Here is a 16,683-nt window from a genome sequence, read left to right as displayed (position 1 = left end):
TCCGAAACCAATCAATAGGTTTCGGATTTTTACACATCAGCAGGATCGGTCAATGGATCCTTAACTGATCGGCATTAAGGCCAAGGCCTCCCGTTTTTGCATCCCCCTGCCCTACAGGGTGAAGCGGTAGAAGATGTCCACCGCCTGGGCGACGCCGCTCATGGCCTGCAGATAGAGTCTGGGCATCAGCTCGTAACGCAGTTTGAACTCGGCGATGGGGCTGAACACACCGACCCCGTACTGGAACTGCAAACCGGGCAACAGATAGGCCGACAGGGTCACCTGAGTGTTGTTGCCACTGCCGGCGGTATCGAGCGCCACATCGCTCATGCCGAGGGATTCTCCCAGGCTGGAGACCACGCCATTGGCCTGGCTGACGGCACCGGCCACCAGCAGGCCGTTGAAACCACCATCTTCACCACTGGTCTGCAGGCCCTTGCCGCGCAGCAGATAGGAGAGCTGTTCGGATTGCGCCATCTGCGGCTCGGAATAGACGGTGATCTTGGGCTTGCTCGCCGGCCCTGTCACCCGCACCCCGACCGTCACCTTGTCCTCTATGGTATCCGGATCCCGATAGGCCTCTATGTTGAGGAAGGGTCGATCGAGCGGGCCTGAGAAGAGGATGCGGCCATCCTTGATGATGAGGTTCTGGCCATAAGCCCTGAAGCGACCATCGTTGAGCACCAGCTGACCATTGCCCGCCAGTGGCCGGGAAGGCTGCTGGCTGATATTGATGCCGCCGCCCACCCGGGTCTTGAGCCCCATGGCATCGAGCCGAACGTCGTCCCCGAGCCGAATGGCCAGCTTGATGGCCATCGGCAGCGGCGCCGCCTTGGGCACAGGCGGCAGGTCGTCATAGATCACGGTCACATCGTCGGAGACAGAGACAGCACTCTCCGGCAGGCTCTTGACCAGGATCCGCGCCCAGGGAATATCGACCTGACCACTGACTAGGGTCTCCTCTCCCAGCGAGATGGCGATGTCGGGGGAGAGCCGTACCCGTCCCATACCCGGATACTGGGCTTCCAGCTCCTTGCCCTGAATGGTGAGACTGCCCGTCACCGGCATGCTGGCCCAGCTCAGCCAGCCACCTAGCGCCAGCGGGCCCTTACCCACCAGCATGGTACCGTCGAGCTCGGCCCGGTTGCCTTCTATCTTGAGGTGGGTCACCAGCTTGGAGAGGGTCACCATGTCGGAGTGGGTCTGCACCTCTCCATCGAGCAGGTTGAGCTGACCGAACAGCAGAGGGGACGCCAGTGTGCCATCGAAGCGGGCATCGGCCGAGATGACCCCCTGCAGGGAGCGCACCTCGGGAATGAGGGGTGCAAACGTCGTCAGCTTGAGGTCATCAAACTTGAGCTGGCCCGACAGAGTGCCACGACCGGCCGGATCCTTGATCAGCAGATCGGTGTCGATATGACCTATCTGTTTGGAGACGAAGTCAAGCCGGATCGCCGCCTGCTGGCGTTCAAAATCCACTCCCAGTTCGAGGCGCTGATAATCGGTCTTGAGCCCGTCAGCCACGAAGGTGCCCGGTGTGGTGCGCACATTGGCGTGCAGTGTCGGCTGCTTGCCACGCCAGCTGGCGCGACCATCGGCTGAGAGTACCGCCTGCCAGCGGAAGTTTTCCGGCAGCCAGGGACGCAGGCGCTTAAGGTCAAACTCGCTTAGGGCAAACTCCAGGCTTCCTTGCTGGGCCGAGACCTGGCTCCCCTTGACGCAGAGGCTGGCCCCCTGGGAAGTCAGGCAGAGATCCCGCATGGTCAGCCGCTGGCGTGGCAGATCGAGATCAAGGGCCCAGGGGTCGGTCAGCTCCCAGCGCCGCAATGGCGTCTTCAGCTTGAGCTCCGACAAGGCACCACGCCAGCGATCTCCGCGCAGCCCGCCGCTCAGGTTTAGGTTGGCCGCAACCGGATCGCCCTTCATGGTCAGACTCAGCACATGTTGGTTGAGGTCGCCACTGAGCGTCAGGGCCAGCTGACTGAGGGTGGTTTTTCCCTGCACCAGACTCGCCACCGTCAGCGCCAGTTCACCGGCCGGCTTGTCACCGACCAGGGCATTGCCCTTGATGGCGATCCCTTTCAGATCCGTGCCCGCATAATAGAGACGGCTGGAGACCAGTTCAGTGGTGACCCGCGGCGCTTTCTGATTACCGGTCAGACGCACCTGTCCCTTTATGTCCCCTTTCAGGCCAGGATAGAGCCCCGTCAGATTGGGGGCATCGAGATCCGCATCCAGTCGCCACGCCTGCTGGCTGAGGCTGCCCTTGGCCTGCAACCGGTTGGGACCGCTTTGCAGCGCGAGAGCCGGGATCTGCCACTCCATCTTGTCGTTGCCGCTGAGCTCGCCCTGGATGGCGAGCGGATACTGATTAAGCTTGCCCTCGACTTTCAGCTCGGGCAGTTGCAACTGCCAGTGACCCGCTTCGCTCAGCTCGAAACGGCTGACTATCTTGCCCGCCAGCTTGCCCTTGAGTTCAGGCACCAGTTCGGCGGGATTGATCTCCTTGAATTCGGTGGTGCCCTGCCAGCGAACCCCCTTGTTCCAGGCCAGCTTGCCATCGAGCTTGAGCTCCCCCTTCAGGGCGTTGAGCAGCAGGTTTATCTGGTTGAGTTGTTCCAGATCCCCCTTGCCCGTCAGCGCCAGCTTGAAGGGGGGCACATCCGTGCCTTTGCCGGCGGTATTCAAGGCAAATTGGTAGGCAGAGAGCTTGCCCTTGGCGGTCAGGCTGCCCTTGTCCAGCTGATAGCCGGGCTCGTCCTTGGCTGCTTGTTTGTTGACAGTGTGCAGGGGCCAGCCGAGGCGCTTCCACTCCAGCGCCAGGTCAAACGGCAAGTCAGGGTTGAGGGGAGCCAATGACCCCTTGAGGTTGGCGGCCACAGGCCCCTTGGCTTGCAGTGCCAGCGCCAGCTTGCCCACGGAGCCACCCAGGGTCAGGGTCGCCTGCTCCCCTTTCAGTTCACCATCCAGCAATCCCTTGCGGGCTTTGGCATCCAGGGTCAACGCCAGCGGATAATCCTCGGTCAGCCGGACATGGCCCTTGAGCGCCAGATCCGCCATGGCATGGCGCAGGGAGAGCTCGCGCACATCGATGCGCTCCTCTTTTGCCGTGGCCGACAACCGCAGAAAATCGAGCCCTTCGATCAGCTCCCCTTGCTGGTAGTGCAGCTTGGTGGCATGCAAACCTTCCAGCTGGATCGGGAATGGCAAGTGAATGGCAGGCAAGGTTATGGGTGCAGCCTGCTCTGCCTTGCCCTTGCCCGCCTGCTGCGCCTTGGTGCTCAGCATGGGTTGGGTGGCGGCCTTGTCTGCAGTCGCCTTGTCTTTGGTCGCTTTCTCCCTGGCAGCCTTGTCTGCTGCTGGCTTGGCTGCATTGGCGGGCGGTGTCTCGGTCAGGATCACGCTCAGACCATCGAGCACGGGCCCACGCACTATGAGCCCCTTGCGATTGAGGGAGGCACCGATATCCAGCGACGTGAGGGTTACCGCGACCCCGGGTACCGCCAGATCCAGATCTGCCACCTTGAGGCTGTCGATCTGGATTTTCAGCGGCAAGGGCCGCCAGACAAAAGGCTCCGATGGCGTTTCCGGGGTCGGTTCAGACTCGGCAACCTTCACCACGGGATGGGTAACCGACAGGGATTTTATCCAGAGCTTGCCCTGCAGCAGCTTGCCCAGATCCCAGTCGAGCACGGCCCGATCCACAGTGACATCCACCAGTTCATCCTGCCAGCCGACCCCTTCCAGAGTCCAGCCGTAACCCAGTTGGCCAGCCACCAGCTCCCCCTTGAGAGAAGGCAGCGCAGCCCTGGCCTGCAACCACAGCCACTTGTTGCCCTGGTGGGTGAACCCCAGCAGGCTGACGCCGATGAGCAGCAAGAAGACCAGCCCCATCAGCCAGAGAAAAATGCGTTTTACCCAGATCACAGTGCAGACCCCCGCGAAACATGCAGCCGCAGCGGCCAAAGAAACGTGCGTTCAAACGAAATCATAATTCAGGCCCCAGCGCGAAATGCAGCCGCAGCGGCTTGTCTTCCTCGGAAATGCCCACCGCCAGATCGAGCCTGACCTGACCTATGGGGGTCACCCAGCGTACGCCGACACCTGTCCCTATCTTCCAGGCTTCGCTGTAATCTTCGGTTGCCGTGCCGCCATCCACGAACAGGGCGCCGAGCCACTTGTCGCTGAACCGGTAGTTGTATTCGGCACTGGCGGCGCTCACGTAGCGCCCCCCCAGCAACTTGCCATCACTGTCTCGCGGCGAGATGGTCTCATAGCCGTAGCCACGTACCGTCTGATCGCCCCCGGTAAAGAAGCGCAAGGAAGGGGGTACCAGCGAGAAGCTGTCCCCTATGATGGCGCCCTGCTCGGCCCGCAGCAGGAAGCGGTGATCATCCCCCAGGGTTCGCAGCCACTTGCTGCGGCCCCACACCCGCATGAAGCTGATATCCGATCCCCAGTAAGGGTCGGAAAACTCCAGGGTCAGTTGCTGGCGATCACCCCAGTCCGGTACCAGACCACCTCGCACCCGCAGCCGCGACCAGGAGACGCCGGGGATCAGCAGCAAGCTGTTCCCTTCATCCTTGCCCTGCACATAGCTTTCGTTTTCAAGCCGGATGAAGACATCACGGTCCCATGTCTCCGGACGCCGCGTCCAGCGGTGGACGCTGAAGGTGGCGAGATCGGAGCGGGTGTCATTGTTGTTGGTATAGCGATAACCGGTTTGCAGGGAGTAGTAATCCCGTAGCGGGTTGCCCACCGGGATCTGGTAATCGAAGCTGAGATCGGCCTGAGGGGCGGAGACATTGGCGGTCGCGTTGAGACGGTGACCATAGCGGTTGACCCAGGGCTTCTCCCAGGTGGCACTCATGCGCGGGCCCACGTCAGTGGCAAAGCCGACCCCCGTCTCTATCTCGTGGTCAACCCGGTTGGACAAGGTGACCTGCACAGGCACACGGTTGCCCTCGGCCTGACTGATCATGGGCTTGATATCCACCTGCTTGAACAGCTTGGTGGAGGAGACATCCTGCGACATCTCGGCCATCCGGATCGCCAGATAAGGGTCGCCACGCTTGATGTTGATGAGCGGTCGAATGAGGCGCAGCGCCTCCGGTGTGGCGTCGTAGTGGATCTCGCCAAAGTGATAGCGGGGGCCGGAGCGGAACAGGATGAAGATTTCGGCCGTGCCCTGATCCGGGAACACCTTGACCTGGCTCTTGCTGATCTTGGCATCGAAATAACCCCGGGCCAGCCCCAGGTTACCCAGATCCGCCTTGATGGATTCGTACTTGCCGTGGTTGAGGGCATCGCCCTCTTTCAAGGGCAGCTTGTCCAGCAGCTCGCTGTAAACCTCGTCGCTGCCCGCGTCCCCTTCCAGCAAAATATCGAGCCGAGAGATGATGACAGGCTTGCCCGGATCCACCTCTATCACCACCTTGGAGGGAGTCTGCTTGTCGCGACTCAGGGTGATCTTGGGCTGATAGTAGCCATAGACCTGCAAGGCTTTTTGCACGCTCTCGGTGATCTTGGCGCGCGCGGGGCGGAACTGGCGTTCCTGATAGACAGGCAGGGCATTGAGGTAGGCTTCAACGTTGCTCTTGTTATCCCCTCTCAGACCCTTGATCTGATAGGTGAGCTTGGCCGCCATGGCGGGCGTGACAACCAGCAGCAGACAGAGGCTCAGGCCAAGTGCACGAAGCCCGCGACGGAACGCCCGTCCGGGCGGTGAGATCCCTGCTGGCAGGGGCGGATTGCATCCTGTCAAACGTCAATTTCCCCGAAGAACATGATTAAAATAATGCAGTATTCAGAACGATAATGAGGCCCACTCGATGGCAAGCGCGCCTCATCCTAGCATATCCCCAGCCCAACATCAGAGCGGGGTGGCATTGAAATTCACCATATTATTGAAGCCTTTGCCGACCGGGTGACCCCCTTTACCCCCGCGCCGGCCACGCTGACCTGCGCCATTGCGGGTAATAAGGGGAATTCCTCGCCCGTCAGGCCATGAAGTACCGCCTCAACGACGGCGATTCACGCCAGGGGCCCACTCTCAAGGCGCTCCGGATGATGCGACATCCATTGTCGGCAAACGGTCAAAATGACATCACCGCCCTCATGGCCTGCCCCCAAACACTGGCCCTGGCGTCCCCCTCCCTTGAAGGCATGTCTATTTAGACGATATAAATCAATTGGTTGAGTAACAATAATCAAAGCCTCGTTCACCTCAATCGATTTATCCCGCTGCCACCTTGCCTCTCCCTCCACCACACTGGGTCTATCAACAAAGGGACGCACATCATCTTCGCCAGCCTTGGCGTTATTCATTGAGGGGACACATCATGCATGCACGTAGCGAACAGATGGCTGACTATATTGCCGATCGCCTCGAGTTCATCACTTTTCTCGCCTGTTGCAGCGCCATGCTGGCCTTGCTGACGGGCATGAACGGCCAGCAGGCGCTGGCCTTTACCGCGCTCAATCTGCCGTTCGGGCTCGCCATTTTGCTGGGGCTAGCCATGCTGGCACCGCTGCCGGCACACTGGCGCCTGCCGGGTGTCACCCTGCTGCTGGCGGGCAGTGCGCTGGCCACCCTGCAACTGGGTGGCAACTGGCTCAACCCCCTGGCCATCTGGAGCCTGCATGCCCTGCTGGGCCTGGAGATACTGTGGCAATCACGCCCAAGGGCGCATCTGACGGCTCACCTGCGTGGCTAATGCCAGAGTCCGGCTGACGTGTGCAATGAATTGGGGTAATCTTGCGCCCCGATTTGCCATCCGCCGAGGAGCACCCGAATGAAGAAAGCCTGTGCCCAGCACATCCTGGTCAAGACCGAGAAGCAGTGTCTGGAGATCAAGGAGAAACTTGCTAAGGGAGCCGACTTTGGCCAGATGGCCAAGCGCTTCTCCACCTGCGCCTCATCCAAACGCTCGGGGGATCTGGGGGAGTTTTCGAAGGGTGACATGGTCAAGCCGTTTGACGATGCCGTGTTCAAGGGGGAACTGCTGACCGTACTCGGCCCTGTGCGCACCAAGTTCGGCTTTCACCTCATCAAGGTGCTATACCGCAACTGACTAGCTCATAAACGGAAGGCTCAGAGCTCGGGTGACAACACCAGAGGCCAACCGCCGCACCGGCGGGCATAGAAGCCAAAGCGCCAGGGATGGCGTTGTGCCCAGTTATCCATCTCGGGTGCCGGCGTGAACTTGCTATCCGGCCAGAGCGATACCCGGCTAGCCCGACCATGCAGGGCCTGCCAGCGGGTCAGGCTGATGTCAGCCAGACGCCATTGAAAATCATCCCTTGGCAACAGCGCAGGGGCAAATGCCTGACCACGGTTGCAATATTGCCCGCCCCCATCACTGCCATCCACCAGTTGCCAGAAAATATTGAGCAGATCCCCATATCCCACCATAGCCGGATCGTATTCGATGCGTACCGCCTGACGCCGCAGCGCCCTCTTTTCAGCGTCCGGCTTTCCTTTCAGCTCGGGTGTGACATAACCGGGCTCGACCCGGGTCACGCCGGGCACGGCTTCATAAATGATCTCGGCGCGCCACATGTCCCCCGCCGCCATGACAGCCGTGTCCGCCCAGAGCGGAGTGCTTTGGAAAAACAGCAGGATTGAGATAAATTTACTAACGTTATCAGTCAATTAAGTTTATCCTTCTGGGCACATGTCCATCATAACCAGTGGATCCCCGTTATGCCCAGTTATTTGTGGTGGCCACTGCTGGCCTGGATGCTGCCCCTCGCTGGCGCCCTCGGCAGTCGCATGCATCTCTGGCCCTGGTGGGCAGGCTTTGCCCTCTGTCTCGTCAGCGCCCTGATCGCCCTTGGTCTCTTGCTGCGCCTGCCCTGGAGCCGGCACAAGGTGCCAAGCCTGTGGGGCATAGTTCCCCTGTTGCTGCCCCTGCTGTTTGTGGTGCAAGCACTGCGCATGCCGCTGACCAACGATGTCAGCACGGATCCCTATCATCCCCCCGCCCTTGCCTGGGCTGCCGAACTGAGAAGCCCGCAGGATCTGCCGATAAATCCGGCCCCCTTGCAAGTATTTGAGAAGAATCCCGGTCCTCTCTATACCAGAGCCTCCCCGGTCGAGGTGATCACGGAAGCGAGCGAGCTGATGGAAGAGCTCGGCTGGCAGCAACGACCGAGCCCAACCGGCATTGATGCCGTCGTCACCTCTCGCTGGTTCGGCTTTCAGGATGACGTGGCTTTGAGGGTCTTTGCGGGCCCCAAGGAGACCCGAGTCGACATGCGCTCTGCCTCCCGTCAGGGGCGCAGCGATCTAGGGGCGAATCGGGCACGGATCCATGCATTTCTGGATCTGCTCAACGAACGGTTAGGCGGCGCCTATAAACCCAAGATGAAGAAAATTGAAGAGGATCAGTATGCGCGTTGAGGTCAAACCGGACCGGGAATATGCCTGGTTTATCCGCCCCTTTTTCTGGCTGCAAAAACGCAACTACGGTCAGGTGCTGATCCCGGGCAAATGCTGGGGCCGCTCACCACGGCTGTTTGCCGCCGTGGCCACCCTGTATGGCGTCATCAACCGCAAACGCTCTCCCATCGATCCCGTGCTGCGCTCCCTGGTGACGGTCAGGGTCTCCCAGCTAAACTGGTGCCGTTTCTGCGTCGACATCAACGCCATGACCCTCATCAAGCGAGCGGGCTCCAGCGACAAGGTGGAGGCGCTGGCCCACTGGCGCACCAGCCCCCTGTTCGACGAACGGGAAAAGGCGGTGCTCGACTACACCGAAGCCATGACAGGACTGGATGGGGTGAGCGACGAGCAGGCGGCTCGCCTCAAGCCCTGGTTCGATGACGATGCAATGGTGGAGCTGACCGGTCTTGTCGCCTTCCAGAACATGTCGGCCAAGTTCAATGCGGCCCTCGATATTGCCCCCCAGGGTTTCTGCCAGTTGCCGGTGCAACCTGAGCGCCCCGTGGCAGCTCAAGAACAGCAGCCCGGCAAGGACGCCTGATGAAGCGCGCCCGCCTGCTGCTCCTGCTGGTAATGGGTTGCCTGATTGGCGCCTTTTTCACCCTCGATCTCGGCCGCTACCTGAGCCTGTCCCAGTTGCAGGCCCACCAGGATGCACTGGCACAACTGGTCAACACCCATTTTGTCGCCGCCTGCCTGCTGTTTGTGGCTCTCTATGTGATCAGTACCGCTATCTCACTGCCCGGCGCCAGCCTGCTCACCCTGGGGGGCAGCGCTGTATTCGGCATTGGCTGGGGGCTGCTGCTGGTCTCCTTTGCCAGTACGATCGGAGCGACACTGGCTTTTCTCAGCGCCCGCTTTCTGCTGCGCGACTGGGTGCTCAGGCACTTTGGCGACAAGCTGGCCACGTTTCAGGCCGGCATGGCAAAAGACGGCGCCGCCTACCTGCTGAGCCTGCGCCTCATCCCGCTCTTCCCCTTCTTTCTGGTCAATCTGTTGATGGGGCTCACCCCCATCAGAGTCAGTACCTACTACTGGGTGAGCCAGCTTGGCATGCTGCCCGGCACCTTCGTCTATGTGCTGGCGGGGAGTGAGCTGGCGACCCTCACCAGCACGGGCAATATTCTCTCCCCCGGCCTGATGGTGGCGCTGACCTTGCTGGGACTGATGCCCTTTTTGATGAAGAGGGCGATGACATGGCTGGCCCAGCGTCGCCTCCATGCCCCCTATCAAAAGCCAAGCCGCTATGACTACAACCTGCTGGTGATAGGTGCCGGCGCCGGCGGCCTGGTGACCAGCTACATTGCCGCGGCGGTGAAGGCCAAGGTGGCGCTTGTCGAGAAGCACAGGATGGGCGGGGACTGCCTCAATACCGGCTGCGTTCCCTCCAAGGCGCTGATCCGAAGTAGCCGCTTTGCCGCCGAACAGCGCAGGGCCGGGGAACTGGGTTTTAGCCCGAGTCACTCCCGCGCCGATTTTGCCGCCGTGATGGCGCGGGTGGCACAGGTGATCAAGGAGGTCGAACCTCACGACTCGGTGGAACGCTATCAGGGCCTGGGCGTGGAGTGCATCGAGGGCGAAGCAAAACTGGTCTCCCCCTGGGAGGTGGAGGTGAATGGCCGACGCCTAACCAGCCGCCATATCGTGCTCGCCACCGGGGCCAGGCCCCTGGTGCCCAGCCTGCCGGGACTGGATCAGGTGCCTTATCTCACCTCGGATACCCTCTGGCAGCTGCGCACCCCGCCCCGCCGCCTGCTGGTGCTGGGCGGCGGCCCCATTGGCTGCGAGCTTGCCCAGAGTTTTGCCCTGCTTGGCATCCCGGTCACCCAAGTGGAGCTGGCCGATCAGCTGCTGCCTCGTGAAGAGCGCGACGTAGCCGATGCCCTGCAACACCAGATGGTGGCGGACGGCGTCACCCTGCTCACCGGCTGGCGTGCCGAGCGGGTCGACTATGTGCCGCAAGAAGGGAGTGAGCAAGGGGAACACCTCCCCATCCGGCTCCACCTGTGTCGGGACGATCAACGCCTGATGGTTGAAGGGGATCAACTGCTGCTGGCACTGGGACGGGTTGCAAATGTCAGCGGCTTCGGCCTCGAAACGCTGGGGGTCGAGCTGGCGCCTCGCGGCACCATTGCTGTCGATGGTTTTCTCGCCACCAACTACCCAAGCATACTGGCGGTGGGCGATGTGGCAGGCCCCTACCAGTTCACTCATTTTGCCGCCCATCAGGCCTGGTATGCCGCCGTCAATGCCCTGTTCGGCCAGTTCAAGCGCTTCAAGGCGGATTACAGGGTGATCCCCGCGGCGACCTACACCAGCCCGGAAATTGCCAGGGTGGGTCTCAACCGCAAGGAGGCCATGGCTCAAGGAATCCCCTTCGAGGTGACCCGCTTCGCGCTAGGGGAGCTGGATCGCGCCATTGCCGATGGGGAGCGCCATGGCTTTATCGAGGTGCTGACGGTGCCCGGCAAAGACAAGATCCTCGGTGCCACCATAGTGGGCACTCACGCCGGTGAGCGGCTCGCCGAATTCGTGCTCGCCATGCGCCACCAGCTGGGGCTTGGCAAGATACTCGCCACCATCCACGCTTATCCCACCCTGATGGAGGGGAACAAGTACGTGGCCGGTGAATGGAAACGGGCCCATCAGCCCACTCGGGTGCTGGCCCTGCTGGCCCGTTATCACCACTGGCGCCGCGGCGCCTGACCCTTTGCCCAAGGTAACGCCCATGTTCAAGACCCTGCCTTTGCTCAAATCCCTGTTGTGCGCCCTGCCCCTGCTGGCAAGCGGCACACTCTTTGCCGATGACACTGCCGACGAGGGATCCCGTTGGCAGCAGACCCTTGATCAAGCGAGGGGCCAGACCGTCTACTTCAACGCCTGGGGCGGCAGTCCGGAGATCAACACCTATCTGGTGTGGGCGGGGCAGGAGCTTGAGCGCCAGTATCAGGTCAAGCTGGTGCAGGTGAAGGTGGATGACATAGCCCAGAGCGTCAGCCAGCTGCTAGCCAACAAACAGGCCGGCAAAAACACGGGCGGCCCCATCGATCTGCTCTGGGTCAACGGCGAGAATTTCAAGGCGCTCAAGGAGCAGGGGCTGTTGGGTGCCCCCTTCAGCCATGAGCTGCCCAACCTGGCCCTGGTGGACAAGAGCCTGCCGGTGAGTGAGGACTTCACGGTACCGGTAGAGGGGCTGGAGGCACCCTGGGGCATAGGCCAGCTCAACCTGATGGTGAATGGGGACGAGGTGAGCAATCCCCCTCGCTCCGCAGAAGCCCTGCTCGCCTGGGTCAAGGCCCATCCCGGTCGTTTCAGCTATCCCAAGCCGCCCCAGTTTCATGGTTCCAGCTTTCTCAAACAGATATTGCTGGAGCTGACCCCGGATCCTGCCCCCCTCTATCGAGAGGCAACCGATGCCGATTTTGCCAGACTCACAGCGCCGCTCTGGGTCTGGCTCGACGCATTTCACCCCGCACTCTGGCGCAAGGGCAAGCTGTTCCCCACCGGCGGCGCCGAGACCCGCCAGTTGCTGGATGACGGTGAGCTGGCCATGGCCATCAGCTTCAACCCGCAAGAAGCGCAGAGTGCGGTGCAAAACGGCGCCCTGCCCCCCAGCGTGGTGGCCGTGGCCATGGAGAAAGGGGCGCTCACCAACAGCCATTTTCTCGCCATCCCCTTCAACGCCAACGCCCGCGCAGGTGCCAAGGTGGTGGCCAACTTTCTGCTGAGCCCGGCAGCCCAGGCCCGCAAGGCCGAGCCCGCCTTCTGGGGCGATCCCAGCGTGCTGCGCAGCGACGCCTTGCCAGCGACCACCAAACAGGTACCAGCCCTGCGTTTCAAGGCGGTGGCTGAACCCCATCCCAGCTGGCAGACCAAACTCGAAGCGGCCTGGGCCGAGCGTTACGGTCACTGATGGCGGCAGGACTCGGCAACGCCATCCGCCACACCTTCGGCTGGCGCCCCATGTTTACCCTCCTCTGCGCCCTCCTGCTGGCCGCCCCCCTGCTGGGAGGGCTGTGGCTGCTGGTGACACAGGGGACACTCAGCCCGCATGTTCAGCGGCTGCTGGCCCAGCACGGGCTCTGGCACTCGGCAGCCTTGAGCTTCTGGATTGCGGCGGCCTCCACCCTGGGCAGCCTGCTGTTGACCGCCCTGCTGCTGGCGCACAGCGTCAAGAACGGGGAAGAGAGCCGCAGCTTTCGGCTGCTGCGCCGTCTGCTCTCCCCCCTGCTGGCGCTGCCCCATGTCGCCTTTGCCATCGGTTTTGCCTTCCTGCTCGCCCCCTCCGGCTGGTTGTTGCGGCTCGTCTCTCCCTCCTTGACCGGTTTTGAGCTGCCCCCGGACTGGCAGACCATCAAAGACCCTGTCGGGCTGGGTCTGATCCTGGTGCTGATCCTCAAAGAGACCCCTTTCCTGCTGCTGATGGCACTGGCAGCGCAAGAACCCGCCAAGCTGGCCCGCCAGCAGTGGCTTGGTGCCAGCCTGGGTTTCAGTGCCCCGCAGATCTGGTGGCGCCTGTTGTTGCCTGCGCTCTGGCCCGCCCTGCGCCTGCCCCTCTATGCGGTGGCCGCGTACGGGGTGGCCGTGGTGGATCTCGCACTGCTGCTGGGGCCCGATGCCCCTGCCCCGCTGGCCGTGCGGCTCTGGCTCTGGTATCAGGATCCAGACCTTGGCTGGCGCGGCGCCACCGCCAGCGGCGCCCTCTTGCTGCTCGCCATCAACCTGCTGCTGCTCGCCGGTTTGCGGCTGCTGGAGTGGGGCCACACGACTGTCGGCAAGCACGCCTGGCTCGATGGCCGGCGCACCGGGCCAAATCCGCTGACAGCCAGATTGACCTGCATCACAACCTTTACCCTGATGGCCATCAATCTGGCGGTGCTGGCAGCCTTGGTGATCTGGTCGCTGACCCGGCGCTGGTCATTCCCCGACCTGCTGCCTGGTCAGTGGAGCAGCCACCATTGGCATGTACTCCTGCCCGACCTGATGCCCCTGCTTGTGACGAGTGCCCTGCTGGCACTGGCGAGCGGGCTGCTAGCGCTGCTGATGACGGTATTGAGTCTGGAGGCCCAGCAAGGCCGTCGGCCCTGGCCCCTCTGGCTCATCTGTTTGCCACTGCTGCTGCCCCAGGCCAGCCTGCTGTTTGGCATCCGGCTGGGGCTTGACTGGCTGGGGGGCGGGATTGGGTGGGACTGGGTGCTCTGGAGCCAACTGCTGTTTGTCTTCCCCTATGTCTATCTCTGCCTGCAGGGGCCCTATCGCCAGTTCGACCCGCGTATCACTCAGGCCGCGCTCACCCTAGGGGCCAGCCCCTGGCACGTCTGGTGGCGGGTGAAAGGGCCCCTGCTGGCACGTCCACTGCTCTTTGCCTTTGCGGTGGGGGCAGCGGTGAGTCTGGCCCAATACCTGCCAACCCTGCTGTTTGGCGCAGGCAGAGTGGTCACCATCACCACTGAGGCGGTGGCCATCGGCAGCGGCCTCAACCGGCGGCTGGCTGGCCTCTATGGCCTGCTGCAACTGCTGCTGCCCCTTGTCATCTATCTGCTGGCACTCTGGCTGCCAGCCCGGCTCAACCCTGCGCTCAAGGACGCCCGATGAACACGAGAAGCTGCCGATGCTAAGCACAACCCCACTTCATCTCTACCTCGATGAGAACCTGCTGCTGTCGCTGCCTGCGCTACAGGTTGCTCCCGGTGAGGTGCTGACCCTGATGGGCCCCAGTGGTTGTGGCAAGAGCTCGTTACTGGGGGCGCTGGCGGGCGTCTTGCCGCCCAGGGGGCCGATCCGGCTGGAAGGGGATATACGGCTGGGTGAACGGCTGCTCACCTCACTGCCTCCCCAGACCCGGCGTATCGGCATGCTGTTTCAGGATGACCTGCTGTTTGCCCATCTGACGGTGGCTGAAAACCTGATGTTCGGCATGCCTGCCACCCTCAAGGGCGCGGCGGCCAGACGGGCAAAGGCGTTGGACACGCTGGCAGAAGTAGCGCTGGTCGATCAGGCCGACAAGCTGCCGGGAGCACTCTCCGGCGGCCAGAGGGCGCGGGTCAGTCTGCTGCGGGCTTTGCTGGCAGAGCCCAGGGCCCTGTTGCTGGACGAGCCCTTCTCCCGTCTCGACAAGCCGCTGCGCGCCGCCTTCAGAACTCTGGTGTTCGAGCGACTCACAGCCTTGGGCATCCCTGCCATTCTGGTGACCCATGACGAGGAAGATGCCCCCGGCGCAATCCTTCACCTCACCCCACTATGCTGATTGATCGCGGCTGATTGATCGCGAAGGAGACTCATCTTGTTTGATCGCCACCTTATTCCCCTTATTCGCAGCCCCCTCACCCGGCTGGCCAAACCCCTCTGCCGAGCCGGGATCAGCGCCAACCAGATAAGCCTGACCGGCTTTGCCATCGGCATGCTGGCACTGCCCCTGCTGGCCCTGGAGCTCTATTCCTGGGCGCTGCTCGTCATCTTGTTCAACCGGCTGCTGGACGGGCTCGATGGTGCTGTGGCGCGGGAGACGAAGATCACCGACTGCGGCGGCTTTCTGGACATCACCCTCGATTTCATCTTCTACGCCGCCGTAGTGCTAGGGTTTGCCCTGAGCGCCCCCGCCAACGCCCTGCCCGCCGCCACCCTGCTGTTCGCCTTCATGGGTACGGGGTCGAGCTTTCTGGCCTTTGCCATCATGGCGGGCAAGCGGGGGATTGAAAATCCCGTCTATCACCACAAGTCCCTCTACTATCTCGGGGGCCTGACGGAGGGGAGCGAGACCATAACCCTGTTCGTGCTGATGTGCCTCTGGCCTGCCGGGTTTGCAACCCTGGCCTACGGCTTTGCCCTGCTCTGTCTTGTCACCACCCTGACCCGGCTCTGGAGCGGTTACCATACCCTTGGCGAGTAACGTTATTCGGGCTTAGGGCATAGGGGCGCGGAGCGCACCAACCCATCGACAGGCCACGAGTTTGAGCCCTCATCCATGCACTGAGCACTTGCGCATGGATGACAATGTTTTACCATGTCGACACTCTTTTTCAGGCTCATGAGAACCTTATGCGTCGCCTTGTCTCCGTGCTTACTCTTTCCCTGTTTCCCCTGCTCTACGGTTGCAGCAGCACGCCTGCCCCCAAACCCGTGGCCAAGCCGTTCAAAAGTGCCTTCATCAATCAGACGCCACAAATAAAACCTGCTTACAGCCAAGGGGTTAGCAAGGGAGACTTCGCCAATCGCAACAACGTGGACAGCTTCGTCCAACGCATGGTCGAGAAGCACGGTTTTGACAGCGTCGAGCTGCATCGACTGCTGGCACAGGCGGATCGCTATGACTGGATAATACGGCTGATGGATGCCCAGGCCCCCACCACCGCTAAGCCAATCGGACCGACCGGCGCCTGGAATCGCTACCGCGCCAAGTTCATCACGCCGGACAACGTGCAAAACGGCGTCAACTTCTGGCGTGAGTACGAGAGCGAGCTCAACCGTGCCGAGCAGGAGTATGGGGTGCCGCCCGAAATCATCGTCGGCATCATAGGCGTGGAGACCCGCTGGGGTCGGGTAATGGGCAAGACCCGCATTCTGGATGCGCTGGCGACCCTGGCCTTCGACTATCCGCGCCGCGCCGAATTCTTCACCGGCGAACTGGAGGCCTTCCTGGTGATGACCCGGGATGAGGGGATGGATCCCACCGAACCCAAGGGCTCCTACGCCGGCGCCATGGGGTATGGCCAGTTCATGCCATCGAGCTTCCAGCGCTACGCAGTGGACTTTGACGGCAATGGCCACACCAACTTGTGGGATCCGGTGGATGCCATCGGCAGCGTGGCCAACTACTTCAAGGCGCATGGCTGGGAGCAGGGTCAACCGGTAGCGGTGCGTGGTCAGGGCCAGCTGCCCGGCTATGAGCATGGCTTTCAGACCCGTTACCCGATAACCACCTTGCACCGCGCCGGTCTGAATCCCATCAGCAACCTTGGCAACCACAGCGAAGCAAGCCTGCTGCGCCTGGATGTCGGCACCGGCTATCAATACTGGTACGGCCTGCCCAATTTCTACACCATCACCCGCTACAACCACAGCACCCACTACGCCATGGCGGTGTGGCAGCTGGGGCTGGCGGTAAAAGCTGCCAGAGGCGGTTACTGAGTCAGGCTGCTTGCCAATAAAAACGGGCCCCGCGGGCCTAATGCCAGTCAGTTAAGCCTGACTGGCATTGTTTTTATTGGCTTTTTTTACACTGTATTTCTGTGGCCTTG

Annotated in this window: 14 protein-coding genes; 10 read left to right on the top strand and 4 right to left on the bottom strand. The window is 61.9% G+C overall.

Features of this window, described 5'->3' with window-relative positions; all coding sequences use genetic code 11:
• Positions 1-111: 111 nt before the first annotated feature.
• The 3 genes from tamB to OKC28_RS22250 all read right to left on the bottom strand — a co-directional run bounded on the left by tamB (position 112) and on the right by OKC28_RS22250 (position 6,327).
• Positions 112-3,927 (bottom strand): autotransporter assembly complex protein TamB, encoded by a 3,816-nt coding sequence (tamB, locus tag OKC28_RS22260; RefSeq protein ID WP_270691121.1) that lies wholly within the window; start codon positions 3,925-3,927, stop codon positions 112-114.
• A gap of 61 nt (positions 3,928-3,988) precedes the next feature.
• Entirely contained in the window at positions 3,989-5,764 is a 1,776-nt protein-coding gene (gene tamA, locus OKC28_RS22255) for an autotransporter assembly complex protein TamA (RefSeq protein WP_265466948.1), read from the bottom strand.
• A gap of 269 nt (positions 5,765-6,033) precedes the next feature.
• Complete coding sequence (locus tag OKC28_RS22250; protein WP_270691120.1) at positions 6,034-6,327, bottom strand: hypothetical protein; 294 nt, start codon at positions 6,325-6,327, stop codon at positions 6,034-6,036.
• A 14-nt stretch (positions 6,328-6,341) separates the two neighbouring features.
• Between OKC28_RS22250 and OKC28_RS22245 the strand changes: the two genes are divergently transcribed.
• Positions 6,342-6,716 carry a hypothetical protein gene (locus OKC28_RS22245; protein WP_005309754.1) on the top strand — a complete coding sequence of 125 codons (375 nt, stop codon included), beginning with the start codon at positions 6,342-6,344 and terminating at the stop codon, positions 6,714-6,716.
• Between the two features lie 78 nt (positions 6,717-6,794).
• Complete coding sequence (locus OKC28_RS22240; protein ID WP_005309750.1) at positions 6,795-7,073, top strand: peptidylprolyl isomerase; 279 nt, start codon at positions 6,795-6,797, stop codon at positions 7,071-7,073.
• Positions 7,074-7,093: 20 nt separating this feature from the next.
• Here OKC28_RS22240 and OKC28_RS22235 read toward each other — a convergent pair whose 3' ends face one another.
• Positions 7,094-7,654, bottom strand: a complete 561-nt coding sequence (locus OKC28_RS22235; protein WP_270691119.1) for a peptide-methionine (S)-S-oxide reductase — start codon at positions 7,652-7,654, stop codon at positions 7,094-7,096.
• 51 nt (positions 7,655-7,705) lie between these two features.
• Here OKC28_RS22235 and OKC28_RS22230 point away from each other — a divergent pair, with 51 nt between their 5' ends.
• The 8 genes from OKC28_RS22230 to mltB all read left to right on the top strand — a co-directional run bounded on the left by OKC28_RS22230 (position 7,706) and on the right by mltB (position 16,573).
• Entirely contained in the window at positions 7,706-8,404 is a 699-nt protein-coding gene (locus tag OKC28_RS22230) for a DUF1499 domain-containing protein (protein ID WP_125596402.1), read from the top strand.
• Positions 8,394-8,987: a carboxymuconolactone decarboxylase family protein gene (locus tag OKC28_RS22225; RefSeq protein WP_005309739.1), complete on the top strand. Its 594-nt coding sequence runs from the start codon at positions 8,394-8,396 to the stop codon at positions 8,985-8,987. The genes OKC28_RS22230 and OKC28_RS22225 overlap by 11 nt, the downstream gene beginning before the upstream one ends.
• Positions 8,987-11,152: an FAD-dependent oxidoreductase gene (locus tag OKC28_RS22220; protein WP_270691118.1), complete on the top strand. Its 2,166-nt coding sequence runs from the start codon at positions 8,987-8,989 to the stop codon at positions 11,150-11,152. Before OKC28_RS22225 ends, OKC28_RS22220 begins: the two co-directional genes overlap by 1 nt.
• Positions 11,153-11,174: 22 nt before the next feature.
• A complete protein-coding gene (locus OKC28_RS22215; RefSeq protein ID WP_270691117.1) occupies positions 11,175-12,359 on the top strand; it encodes an ABC transporter substrate-binding protein in 1,185 nt (394 codons plus the stop codon).
• Positions 12,359-14,041 (top strand): ABC transporter permease subunit, encoded by a 1,683-nt coding sequence (locus OKC28_RS22210; RefSeq protein ID WP_270691116.1) that lies wholly within the window; start codon positions 12,359-12,361, stop codon positions 14,039-14,041. The genes OKC28_RS22215 and OKC28_RS22210 overlap by 1 nt, the downstream gene beginning before the upstream one ends.
• Positions 14,042-14,057: 16 nt before the next feature.
• A complete protein-coding gene (locus OKC28_RS22205; protein ID WP_270691115.1) occupies positions 14,058-14,693 on the top strand; it encodes an ATP-binding cassette domain-containing protein in 636 nt (211 codons plus the stop codon).
• Positions 14,694-14,729: 36 nt separating this feature from the next.
• On the top strand, positions 14,730-15,335 hold the full coding sequence (locus tag OKC28_RS22200; RefSeq protein ID WP_005309725.1) for a CDP-alcohol phosphatidyltransferase family protein: 606 nt from the start codon (positions 14,730-14,732) through the stop codon (positions 15,333-15,335).
• Positions 15,336-15,484: 149 nt separating this feature from the next.
• On the top strand, positions 15,485-16,573 hold the full coding sequence (gene mltB, locus OKC28_RS22195; RefSeq protein ID WP_005309722.1) for a lytic murein transglycosylase B: 1,089 nt from the start codon (positions 15,485-15,487) through the stop codon (positions 16,571-16,573).
• Positions 16,574-16,683 lie beyond the last annotated feature (110 nt).

This window comes from Aeromonas sp. D3 (genome assembly GCF_027705025.1).
Lineage (GTDB): Bacteria > Pseudomonadota > Gammaproteobacteria > Enterobacterales > Aeromonadaceae > Aeromonas > Aeromonas salmonicida.
Note: the sequence above shows the minus strand (reverse complement) of the source record. Positions and strands in the feature narration are given on the sequence as shown.